General features: G+C 62.9%; 14 protein-coding genes. 13 read left to right on the forward strand and 1 reads right to left on the reverse strand.

Annotation, left to right across the window (positions count from 1 at the left end):
• The first annotated feature begins 157 nt into the window (after positions 1-157).
• The 13 genes from uppS (at position 158) to ACP92_RS10920 (ending at position 13262) form a co-directional block, all read left to right on the forward strand.
• Positions 158-916, forward strand: a complete 759-nt coding sequence (uppS, locus tag ACP92_RS10860) for a polyprenyl diphosphate synthase (protein WP_013234161.1) — start codon at positions 158-160, stop codon at positions 914-916.
• Positions 916-1743 carry a phosphatidate cytidylyltransferase gene (locus ACP92_RS10865; protein ID WP_013234162.1) on the forward strand — a complete coding sequence of 276 codons (828 nt, stop codon included), beginning with the start codon at positions 916-918 and terminating at the stop codon, positions 1741-1743. The genes uppS and ACP92_RS10865 overlap by 1 nt, the downstream gene beginning before the upstream one ends.
• 35 nt (positions 1744-1778) lie before the next feature.
• Positions 1779-2951 carry a 1-deoxy-D-xylulose-5-phosphate reductoisomerase gene (gene ispC, locus ACP92_RS10870; protein WP_013234163.1) on the forward strand — a complete coding sequence of 391 codons (1173 nt, stop codon included), beginning with the start codon at positions 1779-1781 and terminating at the stop codon, positions 2949-2951.
• Positions 2948-4321, forward strand: a complete 1374-nt coding sequence (gene rseP / locus ACP92_RS10875; protein ID WP_013234164.1) for an RIP metalloprotease RseP — start codon at positions 2948-2950, stop codon at positions 4319-4321. The genes ispC and rseP overlap by 4 nt, the downstream gene beginning before the upstream one ends.
• Positions 4322-4476: 155 nt before the next feature.
• Entirely contained in the window at positions 4477-6852 is a 2376-nt protein-coding gene (gene bamA, locus ACP92_RS10880) for an outer membrane protein assembly factor BamA (protein WP_013234165.1), read from the forward strand.
• 45 nt (positions 6853-6897) lie between these two features.
• The gene (locus ACP92_RS10885) at positions 6898-7407 is read left to right on the forward strand and encodes an OmpH/Skp family outer membrane protein (protein WP_013234166.1); all 510 of its coding nucleotides are present in this window, start codon (positions 6898-6900) and stop codon (positions 7405-7407) included.
• 135 nt (positions 7408-7542) lie between these two features.
• Complete coding sequence (lpxD, locus tag ACP92_RS10890; protein ID WP_013234167.1) at positions 7543-8631, forward strand: UDP-3-O-(3-hydroxymyristoyl)glucosamine N-acyltransferase; 1089 nt, start codon at positions 7543-7545, stop codon at positions 8629-8631.
• Positions 8624-9088 (forward strand): 3-hydroxyacyl-ACP dehydratase FabZ, encoded by a 465-nt coding sequence (gene fabZ, locus ACP92_RS10895; protein WP_006462531.1) that lies wholly within the window; start codon positions 8624-8626, stop codon positions 9086-9088. The genes lpxD and fabZ overlap by 8 nt, the downstream gene beginning before the upstream one ends.
• Before the next feature lie 212 nt (positions 9089-9300).
• Positions 9301-10089, forward strand: a complete 789-nt coding sequence (lpxA, locus tag ACP92_RS10900) for an acyl-ACP--UDP-N-acetylglucosamine O-acyltransferase (protein WP_013234168.1) — start codon at positions 9301-9303, stop codon at positions 10087-10089.
• Positions 10073-11248 carry a lipid-A-disaccharide synthase gene (lpxB, locus tag ACP92_RS10905; protein ID WP_048348536.1) on the forward strand — a complete coding sequence of 392 codons (1176 nt, stop codon included), beginning with the start codon at positions 10073-10075 and terminating at the stop codon, positions 11246-11248. The genes lpxA and lpxB overlap by 17 nt, the downstream gene beginning before the upstream one ends.
• A gap of 68 nt (positions 11249-11316) precedes the next feature.
• Positions 11317-11949, forward strand: coding sequence for a ribonuclease HII (gene rnhB / locus ACP92_RS10910; protein WP_013234170.1), 633 nt, complete (start codon positions 11317-11319; stop codon positions 11947-11949).
• Between the two features lie 10 nt (positions 11950-11959).
• Positions 11960-12751, forward strand: coding sequence for a TrmH family RNA methyltransferase (locus tag ACP92_RS10915; RefSeq protein WP_013234171.1), 792 nt, complete (start codon positions 11960-11962; stop codon positions 12749-12751).
• Positions 12752-12761: 10 nt separating this feature from the next.
• The gene (locus ACP92_RS10920; protein WP_232284930.1) at positions 12762-13262 is read left to right on the forward strand and encodes a DUF6314 family protein; all 501 of its coding nucleotides are present in this window, start codon (positions 12762-12764) and stop codon (positions 13260-13262) included.
• A 7-nt stretch (positions 13263-13269) separates the two neighbouring features.
• Here the strand turns inward: ACP92_RS10920 and ppsR are convergent, their stop codons facing one another.
• Positions 13270-14124, reverse strand: coding sequence for a posphoenolpyruvate synthetase regulatory kinase/phosphorylase PpsR (ppsR, locus tag ACP92_RS10925; protein ID WP_041310638.1), 855 nt, complete (start codon positions 14122-14124; stop codon positions 13270-13272).
• Positions 14125-14170: the final 46 nt, after the last annotated feature.

Consider the following 14170-nt stretch of genomic DNA (forward strand, 5'->3'; position numbering starts at 1 on the left):
CGGGCCGCGCCGCCCAGGCATATACGACAAGAAAAAGTGCAGTGGGGAAAGAAAAGACGGGGCAGGGAGGATATACCGGCCAGTCTGTTTGTCAAAGCCGGTCTGGCCCGTTAACATGGCCCGGCGACCTCAATGCACCGAATGCAAAAATAATTTCATGAAGCATCAAAGCTCAACTCTGGCGGTTCCGGAGACGTCCGCAGTTCCGCGCCATGTTGCCATCATCATGGACGGCAATGGCCGTTGGGCGACCAAGCGCTTCCTGCCCCGTGTGGCAGGGCATGCCAAGGGCGTGGACGCGGTGCGTTCCATCGTCGAGGCCTGCGCCGAGCGCGGTATCGAATTCCTTACCCTGTTTGCCTTCAGCTCCGAGAACTGGCGTCGCCCGGCCGATGAGGTCTCGGTGCTCATGCGCCTGTTCATGACGGTGCTGGAGCGCGAAGTAGGGAAGATGGCTGCCAACGGCATACGCCTGAAGATCGTCGGCGATATGAGCCGTTTTGACCCCAAATTGCAGGAAATGGCTGCCAAGGCCGAGGCCCAGACCGCTGCCAACAGCCGTCTGACCCTGACCGTCTGCGCCAACTATGGCGGACGATGGGACGTCATGCAGGCGGTCTCGAAGATGATCAAGGACAAGCCGGGTCACGCCGATTTCACCGAAGAGGAGCTGGCTCCCTACCTGGCCATGGCCTATGCGCCCGAGCCGGACCTGTTCATCCGCACCGGCGGCGAGCAGCGCATCTCCAATTTCCTGCTGTGGCAACTGGCCTATAGCGAACTGTATTTCACCGAGACCTTCTGGCCCGATTTCGACGCCAAGGCCCTGGACCTGGCTATAGCCTCCTATCAACAACGCGAGCGCCGCTTCGGGCGCACCAGCGCCCAGGTGCTGGACCAGAAAAAGGCTTCCTGATGCTCAAGACGCGTGTCATCACGGCGTTGATCCTGCTGGCGATCCTGTTGCCCATCCTGTATTTCGGCTACTTCCCGGCCTTTGCGATGGCTGCGCTGGTGTTTTTCGCAGCGGGCGCCTGGGAGTGTTTCCGCCTGTTCAAGAGCCCGCGTCCCACCTTGTGGGCGGCGCTCTGGACGCTGGCCTTCTGCGTCATCCTGTTCTTTACCGGCATGCCCAGCGTAAGGCCGCTGTACGTGCTCTGCGTACTGCTCTGGGCGGTGCGCTTCGTGCCCGCGCTGGGCCTGGGCCTGCCGCCCGTGGAGTCGTTCGCCAACCGCTTGCTCAACGCCACCTACATGCTCTCCATCCTGGGTTGCTTCGTGGCCATCGTCGACCTGTTCCAGCGTGCGCCGCTGTACCTGCTGTCGGTCATGGCGGTGGTGTGGGTGGCCGACATCGGCGCCTATTTCTCGGGCAAGGGGTTCGGACGTCACAAGCTGGCGCCCACGATCTCGCCCGGCAAGTCCTGGGAAGGCGCCGTCGGCGGCTGGCTGGCCGTGCTGGTGATCTCGGCGGCGGTGGCCATGTCCATGGGCGCGGGAGAGACCTTCCAGTATCACCTCTACAGCCGTTGGGGCTGGCTGGGCTTCGTGGGCGTGCTGACCGTGATGGTCGCCGCCAGCGTGGTGGGCGACCTGTTCGAGTCGCAGCTCAAGCGTCGCGCCGGCATGAAGGACAGCAGCAACCTGCTGCCGGGCCATGGCGGCGTGCTTGACCGCATCGATGCTCTCATTCCCGTGCTGCCACTGGCGGCGCTGGTCGATCTCTGGCTGGCCGCCGCGTAAGCGGTCGCCTTGCTACTGCAGTTACTGGAATTTCCATGCAGTCCATCAGTATTCTTGGCTCTACCGGCTCCATCGGAGTGTCTACGCTGGATGTGGTGGCGCGCCATCCTGACCGTTATCGCGTCTATGCCCTGAGCGCCCACTCCCGCGTGGCCGAGCTGGCGCAGCAGTGTGCGCAATTCCGCCCGCAGGTGGCCGTGGTGGGGACGGCTGCGGCCGCTGCCGAGCTGCAGTTCCTGCTGGCTGCGCGCGCCATCAAGACCGAGGTGGCGTATGGCCCGCAGGCGCTGTGCGACATTGCTTCAGCCAATGGCTGCGACATGGTCATGGCCGCCATCGTCGGCGCTGCCGGCCTGGCCTCGACGCTGGCGGCGGCCCGCGCCGGCAAGAAGATCCTGCTGGCCAACAAGGAAGCCTTGGTCATTTCCGGACAGTTGCTCATGGATGCCGTGGCTGCCCATGGCGCCAGCCTCTTGCCGATCGACAGCGAGCACAATGCCATCTTCCAGTGCCTGCCGCCGGGCTATACGCGCTCCATGAGCGCCCACGGCGTCGAGAAGATCCTCTTGACCGCCTCTGGCGGCCCCTTCCTGACACGCGATGTAGGCACCCTTGATACCGTCACGGTGGAAGAGGCGGTGGCTCATCCCAAATGGGTGATGGGACGCAAGATTTCGGTGGATTCGGCCACCATGATGAACAAGGGCCTGGAAGTGATCGAAGCGCATTGGCTCTTCGGTGCGCCGGCTGACAAGATCGAGGTGGTGATCCATCCGCAGAGCGTGATCCATTCCATGGTGTCCTATGCGGATGGTTCGGTGCTGGCGCAGCTGGGCAATCCCGATATGCGCACGCCCATTGCCAACGCACTGGCCTATCCGGAGCGCATCGCCTCGGGCGTGGCGCCGCTGGATCTGGCGCAGATTGCGCAATTGTCCTTCAGTGAGCCGGATTTCCAGCGCTTTCCCTGCCTGAAACTGGCGTATGATGCCCTGCGTGCCGGTGGCACCCTGGCGGCCATCCTCAATGCCGCCAATGAAGTGGCCGTACAGGCCTTCCTGGGTCGCCGTATCGGCTTCGGGAAGATCGCCCCCCTGATTGACGAGGTCATGTCCGCCATCCCCAACCGGCAAGCCGATGATATCGATGCGCTGCTGGAGCAGGACCGGCAGGCGCGCTCTCATGCCGAACACCTGATTTCACGATGACGCTGCTGCATACCCTGATCGCTTTCTTCGTCGCCCTCGGCACCCTGGTGGTGGTGCATGAACTGGGTCATTACCTGGTGGCGCGCTGGTGCGGAGTCAAGGTATTGCGTTTCTCGGTGGGCATGGGCCGGGTGATCTGGTCGCGCCGCTTCGGCCGCGACCAGACCGAATGGGCCTTGTCCATCCTGCCCCTGGGTGGCTACGTGAAGATGCTCGATGCCCGCGAGCAAGACCTGCAAGACATCTCCGAGGCTGATCTCAAGCGCGAATTCACGCGCCAGTCGGTCTGGCGCCGCATCGCCATCGTGGCCGCCGGCCCCATCGCCAACTTCCTGCTGGCGATCCTGCTCTTCGCCGGCCTCTACATGCATGGCGTGCCGGAGCCGGTGCCCGTGCTGCGCGCGGCGGCCACCCAGAGCGTCGCCTACCAGTCCGGCCTGCGCGCCGGTGATCGCATCACCGCCATCAATGGCGCGCCGGTCCATGTCTGGTCCGAGGTGCGCTGGAAGCTCATGCAACTGGTGCTGGAAAAGGCCGATGCCCGGCTCGATGTGGAGCGTCCCAATCCCAATGGCAGCGGCAAGCTGCTCAATACGGTCAGCTTGCCTTTGGGCAGCATTGCCGCCGATGACCTGGAGGGCGACTTCCTGGCCAAGCTGGGTCTGTCGCTGGCGCGTCCGCCTGCGGTGCTGGGCAAGATCATGGACGGACCCGCCAAGACCGCCGGCCTGCAGACTGGCGACCGCATCACCGCCATCGATGGCGCCCCGGTCCAGGATGGCCTGGCTTTCGTCGAAACGGTGCGCGAATCGGGCGGCAAGCCGCTGACGCTGGAAGCTGTGCGCGGGAACGCGCCCTTCACCGTGCGGGTGACGCCTGAGAGTGTGGACGAGGAGGGCAGCGGCAAGCGTATCGGTCGCATCAAGGTCGAAGTGCCGCTGGCGCCGGAAATGGCCACCGTCAGCGACGACATCTTCACCGCGCTGGCCAAGGGCGTCCGTCGCACCTGGGATACCAGCGTGATGAGCATCAAGATGATCGGCAAGATGGTGATCGGCCAGGTCTCGCTGAAGAACATCACCGGTCCCATCACCATTGCCGACTATGCTGGACAGACCGCGCGGGTGGGCTTGGTCAGCTATCTGAGCTTCCTGGCCTTCATCAGTATCAGCCTCGGGGTGATGAATCTCTTGCCAATCCCGGTTTTAGATGGCGGTCATTTGCTGTATTATGCGCTGGAGATTTTGACAGGGCGGCCCGTTTCCGAGCGGTTTGGGGAAATCGCGCAGCGTGCCGGCCTGGGAATCCTGATGGCGCTGATGCTCGTTGCCGCATTCAACGATATCGTGCGACTGATGTTCCAAGGATGAATCCGGCCTGAAAAAGACCGGATTTTTTATATTTGCCGGCCTATCCCCGAAGGCAGTTGTTAAGCAATTGGCAATGGATCGCGAATCCGTTCTCAATTTCTTACCAGCATCTTGTCGGGCGCAGCCACGGCAAAAATACTGTTGATGAACAATAGATGAAATTACACCCTGCGCAACATCCCATCCCGACCTTTTCCCGTCGCCTGATCGCAGCCGCCGCCTTTGCTCTGTGCTCCAGCCAGGCCATGGCGGTCACGCCTTTCGTGGTCAAGGATATCCGCGTCGAAGGCATCCAGCGTACCGAGGCCGGCACCGTCTTCAGCTACCTGCCGGTGCGCGTGGGTGATACCTTCACCGATGAGAAGGGCACTGCGGCCATCAAGGCGCTGTATGCCACCGGCTTCTTCCGTGACGTGCGCATCGAGTCCGAGGGCGACGTGCTGGTGGTGCAGGTGGTGGAGCGTCCAGCCATCGCCAGCGTCGATTTCTCCGGCATCAAGGAATTCGACAAGGAACAGCTGACCAAGGCGTTGAAGGAAATCGGCGTGGCCGAGTCGCGTATCTTCGACCGCTCGCAGGTCGACCGCGCAGAGCAGGAATTGAAGCGCCAGTACCTCTCGCGTGGCCTGTACGGCGCCAAGGTCTCGACCACCGTCACACCGGTGGAGCGCAATCGCGTGGCCATCACCTTCTCGGTGGACGAAGGCGATGTGTCGCGGATCAAGCAGATCAACTTCGTGGGCAACAAGGTCTTCTCCGACAGCACGCTGCGCGACCAGATCAAGCTGACCACCCCGGGCTGGTTCACCTGGTACACCAAGGCCGACCAGTATTCGAAGGAAAAGCTGCAGGGCGACATCGAGACCCTGCGTTCCTACTACCTGGATCGCGGCTACCTGGAAATGCAGGTCGAATCGACCCAGGTGTCGATCACGCCCGACAAGAAGGACATCTACATCACCGTCAACATCAAGGAAGGCGAGAAGTACACCGTCTCCGGCGTCAAGCTGGAAGGCGAGATGTTCGGCATGGAGCCGGAACTGGCCAAGCTGGTGCAGTTGAAGGCGGGCGACGTCTATTCCGGCGCCAAGCTCACCGACAGCACCAAGAAGATCGGCGAGCGCCTGGGCAATTTCGGCTACGCCTTTGCCAACGTCAACGCCAACCCCAATGTCGATCGCGAGAAGAAGGAAGTCGCCTTCACCATCATGATCGATCCGGGCAAGCGCGTGTATGTCCGTCACATCAACATCGCCGGCAATACCAAGACCCGCGACGAGGTGATCCGCCGCGAATTCCGCCAGTTCGAGGATTCCTGGTATGACGGCGAGAAGATCAAGCTCTCGCGCGACCGCGTCGACCGTCTGGGCTACTTCAAGGAAGTCACGCTGGACACGCCCGAAGTGCCAGGCACCAGCGACCAGGTGGACGTGAACATGAAGGTCGAGGAAAAGCCGACCGGCAACATCATGGTCGGCGCCGGCTTCTCGCAATCGGACAAGCTCAGCCTGACCGGCTCGATCTCGCAGGAAAACGCCTTCGGCAGCGGCAATACGGTGGGCATCGACATCAATACCAGCTCGCGCTACCGCACGGTCTCAGTGTCGACCACCAACCCGTACTTCACCGATGACGGCATCAGCCGCACCTATGAAGTCTATCTGCGTACGGTGCGCCCGTCGGTCTATGCCACCGGTGACTACCGCGTCAAGACCCTGGGCGGCAGCATCAAGTTCGGCGTGCCGTTCTCGGAACTGGATCGCGTCTTCTTCGGCGTGGGCCTGGAAAACACCGACGTCAGCACCGATACCACCAGTCCAACGCTGTATCGCCAGTACGTGCGTGACTTCGGCGGCGCCGGCGTGGCGGGTTGCGATGTGACCAGCAGCGGCAATGGTTGCGGCATCGGCAGCGCCCGGACCACCAGCATCCCGCTGACGGTGGCGTGGCAGCGCGACGGTCGCGACAGCGCCCTGGTCCCCACTACCGGCCGCTACCAGCGCGCCAACCTGGAAGTCTCCTACCTGGGTACGCTAAAGTATTACCGCGCCAGCTACCAGCACCAGTATTTCCAACCGTTCTTCAGCAAGGCCGTGACGCTGGCCCTCAATGGCGAAGTGGACTATGGCCGCGGTATCGGTAGCAAGCCCTATCCCGTGTTCAAGAACTACTATGCCGGCGGTATCGGCACCGTGCGCGGCTATGAAGCCTCGTCGCTGGGTAGCCTCAAGGACCAATACGGCGACTCCATGGGCGGCGCCTCTCGTCTGTACGGCAACGTGGAGTTACAATTCCCGTTCCCAGGCTCCGGCCAGGACCGCACACTGCGCTGGTTCACCTTCTTCGATGGCGGCAACGTCTTCGCCGATGGTCAGAACATCAAGTTCAACGATCTGCGTTATTCGGCCGGTGTGGGTATCAGCTGGGTGTCGCCGATCGGCCCGCTCAAGCTCAGCTTCGGCAAGCCGTTGAACCTGAAGACTGGCGACAAGTCTCAAACCTTCCAGTTCCAACTGGGTACCGGCTTCTAAAGCGGTCATCATTGATTCGTAATACGGAGAGTAATCTTGAAGTTCATGACCAAATCGTTCCTGTCCCTGCAGACCGTCGTGATGGCTGCTTGCCTGTTCAGCCTTGCTCCTGCCCACGCGCAGGAAAGCTCGAAAATCGCCTTCGTCAGCACCGAACGCATCTTCCGCGAAGCCGCCCCGGCCAAGGCCGCCCAGTCCAAGCTGGAAGCCGAGTTCGCCAAGCGTGACCGCGACCTGCAAGACATGGCCGCGCGCCTGAAGACCCAGTCCGACAAGCTCGACAAGGACGCCGCCGTGCTGTCGGATTCGGATCGCGCCAAGCGTCAGCGTGACCTGTCGGACCTGGACAAGGAATTCCAGCGCAAGCAGCGCGAGTTCCGTGAAGACCTGAACCAGCGCCGCAACGAAGAGCTGGCCGTAGTGCTGGAGCGTACCAACAAGGTGATCCGTCAGATCGCCGAAGCCGAGAAGTACGACATCGTCTTCCAGGAAGCGGTCTACGCCAGCAAGCGTATCGACATCACCGACAAGGTGCTCAAGGAACTGGCCAAGTAAGTCCGTCCTGACCGTGCGGGCGCGAGGCGGCAACGCCTTGGCGCCCGCATGTCGCTTGAGGGCCGCCGGATTGTCCGTCAGGGCAGTGCAGGCGGCCTCGTTTCAGACGCAACGCAACTCATTCGGAAAGCCAAGATGACTATTCGGCTGCAGCAATTGGTCGAGCGCCTGGGCGGGGAGCTGAAGGGCGATGCACAGATCGCCGTCCAGGGCATCGCGCCGCTGGACGCGGCGGGTTCCAGTCACATCACCTTCCTCTCCAACCCCAAGTTCCGCGCCCAGGCCGACCAGACCCAGGCGGCGGCGCTGATCCTGTCCGAGGCCGATGACGCCCAGGTGCAGGCCTATGCCGGCGCACGCATCGTCACTCGCAACCCCTACGCCTATTTCGCCCGCGCAGCGCAACTGTTCCAGGCCATGGCCGAGATCGTGCCGCCTGCGGGCATCCACGCCAGCGCGGTGGTCGATCCAAGCGCCAGCGTGGCCGCGGACGCCGTGATCGGCCCGCTGGTGGTGATCGAGGCAGGCGCCGTCATCGGCGCCCGTGCCCGCATCGATGCAGGCAGCTTCATTGGTCGCCACGCCAAGGTGGGCGAGGATACGCATTTCCATGCCCGCGTGACCTTGCATCATGCCTGCGAGATCGGTGCACGCGGCATCGTCCACTCCGGCGCCGTGATCGGGGCCGATGGCTTCGGGTTCGCCAACGAGGCCGGGCAGTGGATCAAGATTCCACAAGTGGGCCGCGTGATGATCGGTGATGACGTCGAAATCGGCGCCAATACCACCATCGATCGTGGCGCCCTGGCCGATACCGTGATCGAAGAGGGCGTCAAGCTGGACAACCAGATCCAGATCGCCCACAACTGCCACATCGGCGCGCATACCGCCATTGCCGCCTGTGCCGGCATCGCCGGCAGCGCCAAGATCGGCAAGTATTGCTCCATCGGTGGCGCCGCCATGATCCATGGCCATATCACCATCGTGGACAAGGTTCATGTCTCGGCGGGCACGCTGGCCCTGCGCTCCATCCTTGAGCCGGGTCAATACACTGGCTTCTACCCCATCACCGAACACCGTGACTGGGAAAAATCGGCGGCATTAGTGCGCAATCTGGGCACGATGCGTGAGAAAATCCGGGCGTTGGAAAAATCGCTCAAAACGTTGACACAAGAACAAGCAGGCCAAGCCCCGCTTTCAGAGAATCAAGAAGAGAATGAATAGCCTCGACATCAATCAAATCAAACAGTACCTGCCGCACCGTTACCCGCTGCTGCTGGTGGACCGCGTGCTGAACTGGGAGAGTGGCAAGACCATCACCGCCATCAAGAATGTGACCGTCAATGAAGAGTTCTTCAATGGTCACTTCCCGCACAAGCCGGTCATGCCGGGTGTGCTGATGATCGAGGCGCTGGCCCAGACCGCCGCGCTGCTGTCCTTCCTCACCGAAGGTCGCAAGCCCGATGAAAACACCGTGGTCTACTTCGTCGGCATCGACAATGCGCGCTTCAAGCGCCCCGTCGAGCCGGGCGACCAGCTGAAGATGGAAGTAGAGATCACCCGCCGCGCCCGTGGCATCTGGAAGTACCGCGCCGTGGCCACCGTGGACGGCCAGGTGGCCGTGGAAGGCGATCTGATGTGCACCATGCGCAGCGCCGCCGACGCCAGCCAGAGCGCCTGATTTCCCAACCGGCCCACGCAGGCTGCAAGGCAGGCCCGGTGGCGACTGGCAAGGTCGCGCCGGGCCTGATTCATTGAAACATCGCATTGTTGCAATTGTTGCAATTGGTGCAGTTGGTGCAGTTGGTGCAGTGGGTGCAATCAGCGCCCTCGTTGCAACCCTTGTAGAAGTTGCGATTGTTTCATCCAGCGAACCCTATCGAAGCACAGGCTATGTCCAAGATCCATCCCAGCGCCATCATCGCCCCCGGTGCGCAGATCGACGAATCGGTCGAGATCGGCGCCTACGCCGTCATCGGAGCGGACGTGCGCATCGGTGCGGGCACCCGCATCGGCCCTCATGTCGTCATCGAAGGCCATACCCGCATCGGCCGCGACAACGAGATTTTCCAGTTCGCCTCCATCGGCGCCGCGCCGCAGGACAAGAAGTACGCCGGCGAGCCGACCACCATGGAGATCGGCGACCGCAATACCATCCGCGAATTCGTCACCTTCAACCGCGGCACCGTACAGGACGCCGGCGCCACCCGCATCGGCAATGACAACTGGATCATGGCCTATGTCCACCTGGCGCATGACTGCCAGCTGGGCAACAACATCATCCTGGCCAACAACGCCACCCTGGCCGGCCACGTCCACCTGGGCGACCACGTCTTCCTGGGCGGATTTACCACCGTGCACCAGTTCTGCCATATCGGCGCGCATGCGATGACCGCCTTTACTGCAGCGGTCAGCCAGGATGTGCCGCCCTTCGTCACAGCGGCGGGCAACCGTGCAGTGCCGGCGGGCATCAATAGCGAAGGACTCAAGCGGCGTGGCTTCACCAGCGAGCAGATCATGGAGATCAAGCGCGCCTACAAGGTGATCTACCGCGCCGGCCTGCCGCTGGAAGAGGCCAAGCAGGAGCTGGCGCAGATGGAAGCCAGCTCGGCCAATTCGGCGCAGTACATTCGCCTGTTCCGCGAATTCATCGAGGCTTCGGCCCGTGGCATCATCCGCTGACATCACACGCCGCCAGTCCATTGCGCTGGTGGCGGGAGAAAGCTCAGGCGACCTGCTGGGCAGCCGCCTGCTGGCCGGCGTGCGCGAGCGCCTGCCCGAGGTGCGGCTGCACGGTATCGGCGGCGAGCATATGATGGCCCAAGGCTTCGCCAGCGACTGGCCGATGGACAAGCTGACCGTGCGCGGCCTGTTCGAAGTGATCCCGCGCTACCGCGAGATCAAGGGCATCCAGGATGCCCTGCGCGACAAGCTGCTGGCAGACCGGCCGGATGTCTTCGTGGGCGTCGATTACCCGGGCTTCAACCTGGGGCTGGAAGAACAGCTCAAGAAGGCCGGCATTCCCACCATCCACTTCATCGGCCCGCAGATCTGGGCCTGGCGCGGCTGGCGCATCAAGAAGATCCAGCGGGCGGTGTCGCACATGCTGGTGATCTTCCCCTTCGAGGAAAGCATCTACCGCCAGGCCGGCGTGCCGGTCACCTATGTCGGCCATCCACTGGCCGAGGTGATTCCGCTGCAGCCCGATACCAGGGGTGCACGTCAGCGCCTGGACCTCAACGGGCCGGGCAGGGTGGTGGCCATCCTGCCGGGCAGCCGCATGAGCGAGCTCAAGCAGAATGGCGCTGGCTTCCTGGCGGCGGCACGGCTCTTGAAGCAACGCGATGCGCAATTGCAGTTCGTCACCCCGATGGCCGGTGATCGGCAGATGGCGGCGTTCCAGGAACAGATTCGCCAGGGCGGTTACGAAGACCTGGATATCAGCGTCATCCGGGGACAGTCGCACAGCGCCATGGAAGCCGCGGACGCTGTGCTGGTCGCCTCCGGCACGGCCTCGCTGGAGGTGGCGCTGTACAAGAAGCCGATGGTGATCTCCTACAAGGTCAACTGGGCCTCCTACCAGATCATGCGGCACATGGCTTACCAGCCGTGGGTGGGCCTGCCCAATATCCTGGCGCGCGAGTTCCTGGTGCCCGAACTGCTGCAGCACCAGGCCACGCCCGAGGCGCTGGCCGACGCCATGTGGTTCCAGCTGGAGGATCACGCGCACCAGCAGCGCCTGGCGCGGCGCTTTGCCGACATGCATCAGTCCCTGCTGCGTGACACCAGCCGGGAAAGCGCCAATGCCGTATGTGAAGTCATCGGCGCGCGCCGCCGCTGACGCATCAGCAGGATAAGCAAGAAGATCGCCATGGCGATCGGTTCGATAGTTTGATCAAGGAAAACCCTATGCCCAAGGCGGCGCCCCAGACCCTGGCTTTGTTTGACGACTACACCGGCGAGATCATCTGCGGGGTCGATGAGGCCGGCCGTGGTCCGCTGGCCGGTCCTGTGTTCGCGGCGGCGGTGATTCTCGATCCGGCCCGACCGGTCAAGGGCCTGCGCGATTCCAAGAAGCTCACCGAAGCCGCCCGCGACAGCCTGGCGCTGGAGATCAAGGCGTCGGCCCTGGCCTGGGCGGTCGCCTCCTGCAACGAGCAGGAGATCGATGAACTCAACATCCTGCACGCCAGCATGCTGGCCATGCGACGCGCCGTGGAGGCGCTCTCGACGCTGCCCACGCTGGCGCTCATCGATGGCAATCGCTGCCCGGTCATGAGCATCCGCTCCGAAGCCATCGTCAAGGGCGACGACAAGGTGCCGGCCATCTCGGCCGCCTCCATCCTCGCCAAGACTGCCCGTGACGCAGCGCTGATGGTCTTGCATGACACTTATCCGCACTATGGCTTCGACCGCCACAAGGGCTATCCGACGCCGCTGCACCTGGAGATGCTGCGTCTGCATGGCGTCTCGCCGGTGCATCGCCGTTCCTATGCGCCGGTCAAGGCCTTGCTGACTGCCCAGCCGGGCCTGGCGGCCTAAGAGAGTGGGCATGAAGCTGATCACCTCCAAAGACAATCCGCTCTTCAAGGAGCTCAAGCAACTGGCCAGCAGCAGCCAGGCCCGTCGCCGTGCTGGCCAGAGCCTGCTCGATGGCGTGCATCTGGCGCAAGCCTGGCTGCAGCATCGCGGCGCGCCACAGTTGTGCGTGGTGGCTGAAAGCGCCCAATATCATCCGGAAGTCGCCCCCATCCTGGCGCAATGCGAAGCCCTGCAGGCCCAGTGCCTGGTGTTGGCCGACAAGCTCTACGACGCCGTCAGTACGGTAGATAACGGCGTGGGCCTGTTCCTGCTGGTGGCCACGCCCGTGGCCAGCGCGCCCAAGGCCCTGACGGAATCGGCGGTGCTGCTCGATGGCCTGCAGGATCCCGGCAATCTCGGCTCCATCCTGCGCAGCGCTGCGGCGGCGGGCGTCAGGCAAGTGTTCTGCTCTCCCGGTACGGTCGCAGCGTGGTCGCCCAAGGTCTTGCGCGCCGGCATGGGGGCGCATTTCGTGCTGGATATCGTTGAAGATGCCGACCTGGTGGCGTTGTGCGCGGCCAGCCGCATCCCCTTGCTGGCCACCAGTTCCCATGCGGCCCAGACCATCTACGATTGCGATCTCTCCGGGCCGGTGGCCTGGCTGCTGGGTCATGAAGGACAGGGGGTCTCGGCAGCCTTGCAGGAGGCCGCGACCCAGGAGGTGGTGATCCCGCACCTGGGCCAGATGGAATCGCTCAATGTGGCGGCAGCGGCCGCTGTCTGCCTGTTCGAACAGCTGCGCCAGCGTACCGCTGGTCGTTGAGGCGGCGGACGTGGCTGCCTTTCTCATGGCCGACATGGCCGCGCTGGCGTCCTGCTTGCAGGGGCAATGGCAGTTCAGCCGCATCATCTGGGAAGGCGGCGAAGCGCCTCAGGCCAGCGCCAGCGGCGAGATGAGCTTTGCGCCGACCGAACAGCCCGCCCAGTGGCTCTACCGCGAACGCGGCCAGTTGCGCATGCTGTCCCATGGGCAAGGCCGGCCCATCCTTTTCTCTCGCCTGTTCGACTATCGTTTTGGCCAGGACCGGCTCGATGTCCTGTTTGCCGATGGCGAGCGGGTAGGGCAGCCCTACCAGAGCTATCTGCTGCGCGGGAATATGCTGGTGCCCGCCGCCGATCATCTGTGCGGCCCCGACTGCTATAACGCTGCGTACACGTTCGACAGTGAAGATGCGTTCAGCATGGAGACCTTCATCAACGGCCCGCGCAAACGCACCCGGGTCCTGACCACCTACCGCCGCTGTGGCGACGGTGACAGCGGCGGAACGGAGTAGACTGGCGTCAGCGCGGCTCCGGCTTGATTTCCTGCAGGATGGTCGCCGCGATTTCCTCGATGGACTTGGCGGTGGAAGACATCCAGCGAATCCCTTCACGCCGCATCATCTTCTCGGCTTCATTGATTTCATAGCGGCAATTTTCCAGCGAGGCGTACTTGCTGCCGGGGCGGCGTTCATTGCGCACCTCGGAGAGGCGCTCGGCGGCGATGGTCAGGCCAAAAATCTTCTTCTTGTGCATCACCAGGCCGCTGGGCAGCTTGTCGCGTTCGAAATCTTCCGGGATCAAGGGGTAGTTGGCGGCCTTGATGCCGAACTGCATGGCCAGATAGAGGCTGGTCGGGGTCTTGCCCGAACGCGAGACGCCCACCAGGATCACGTCGGCTTCCGACAGGTTCTTGTTGGACTGGCCATCATCGTGCGCCAGCGAGAAGTTGATGGCCTCGATGCGGTTGCGGTATTCCTCGGAGTCAGCCGTATTGTGGCTGCGGCCGATGGTGTGGGTGGACTTCATCTCCAGCTCCTGCTCCAGCGGCTCCACGAAGGTCTGGAACAGGTCCATATGCATGGCCTTGGCCTGGCGGATCACCGAAGACAGCTCGGACTTGACCAGGGTGGAGAAGACAATGGGCAGCTTGCCATCGACCTGATAGGCTTCATTGATCTTGCGGGTGGCGTCATGGGCCTTGTCGAGCGTATCGATGAAGGGCAGGCGGACCTGCTTGAAACGCAGCTCGAACTGGCTCAGCACGGAATGCCCGAAGGTCTCGGCAGTGATCCCGGTGCCGTCGGAGACGAAGAATACCGTGCGGTTGGCGGCCAGGACAGGAGAGGGGTGCGGGATCGGCATGGGGTCGAGCATGGTGGAGATTATTGTCTTTTGGAAAAATTGAAAAAAAGTTTGGTGC

This window comes from Herbaspirillum seropedicae, assembly GCF_001040945.1.
Lineage (GTDB): Bacteria > Pseudomonadota > Gammaproteobacteria > Burkholderiales > Burkholderiaceae_D > Herbaspirillum > Herbaspirillum seropedicae.

What these genes read in the sequence shown, in the direction of transcription:
- ppsR (WP_041310638.1), bottom strand. Translation starts at nt 14,124, where the DNA reads ATGCTCGACCCCATGCCGATCCCGCACCCCTCTCCTGTCCTGGCCGCC.
- bamA (WP_013234165.1), top strand. Translation starts at nt 4,477, where the DNA reads ATGAAATTACACCCTGCGCAACATCCCATCCCGACCTTTTCCCGTCGC.
- rnhB (WP_013234170.1), top strand. Translation starts at nt 11,317, where the DNA reads ATGCCCAAGGCGGCGCCCCAGACCCTGGCTTTGTTTGACGACTACACC.
- ispC (WP_013234163.1), top strand. Translation starts at nt 1,779, where the DNA reads ATGCAGTCCATCAGTATTCTTGGCTCTACCGGCTCCATCGGAGTGTCT.
- ACP92_RS10865 (WP_013234162.1), top strand. Translation starts at nt 916, where the DNA reads ATGCTCAAGACGCGTGTCATCACGGCGTTGATCCTGCTGGCGATCCTG.
- rseP (WP_013234164.1), top strand. Translation starts at nt 2,948, where the DNA reads ATGACGCTGCTGCATACCCTGATCGCTTTCTTCGTCGCCCTCGGCACC.
- ACP92_RS10915 (WP_013234171.1), top strand. Translation starts at nt 11,960, where the DNA reads ATGAAGCTGATCACCTCCAAAGACAATCCGCTCTTCAAGGAGCTCAAG.
- lpxD (WP_013234167.1), top strand. Translation starts at nt 7,543, where the DNA reads ATGACTATTCGGCTGCAGCAATTGGTCGAGCGCCTGGGCGGGGAGCTG.
- ACP92_RS10885 (WP_013234166.1), top strand. Translation starts at nt 6,898, where the DNA reads ATGACCAAATCGTTCCTGTCCCTGCAGACCGTCGTGATGGCTGCTTGC.
- uppS (WP_013234161.1), top strand. Translation starts at nt 158, where the DNA reads ATGAAGCATCAAAGCTCAACTCTGGCGGTTCCGGAGACGTCCGCAGTT.
- lpxA (WP_013234168.1), top strand. Translation starts at nt 9,301, where the DNA reads ATGTCCAAGATCCATCCCAGCGCCATCATCGCCCCCGGTGCGCAGATC.
- fabZ (WP_006462531.1), top strand. Translation starts at nt 8,624, where the DNA reads ATGAATAGCCTCGACATCAATCAAATCAAACAGTACCTGCCGCACCGT.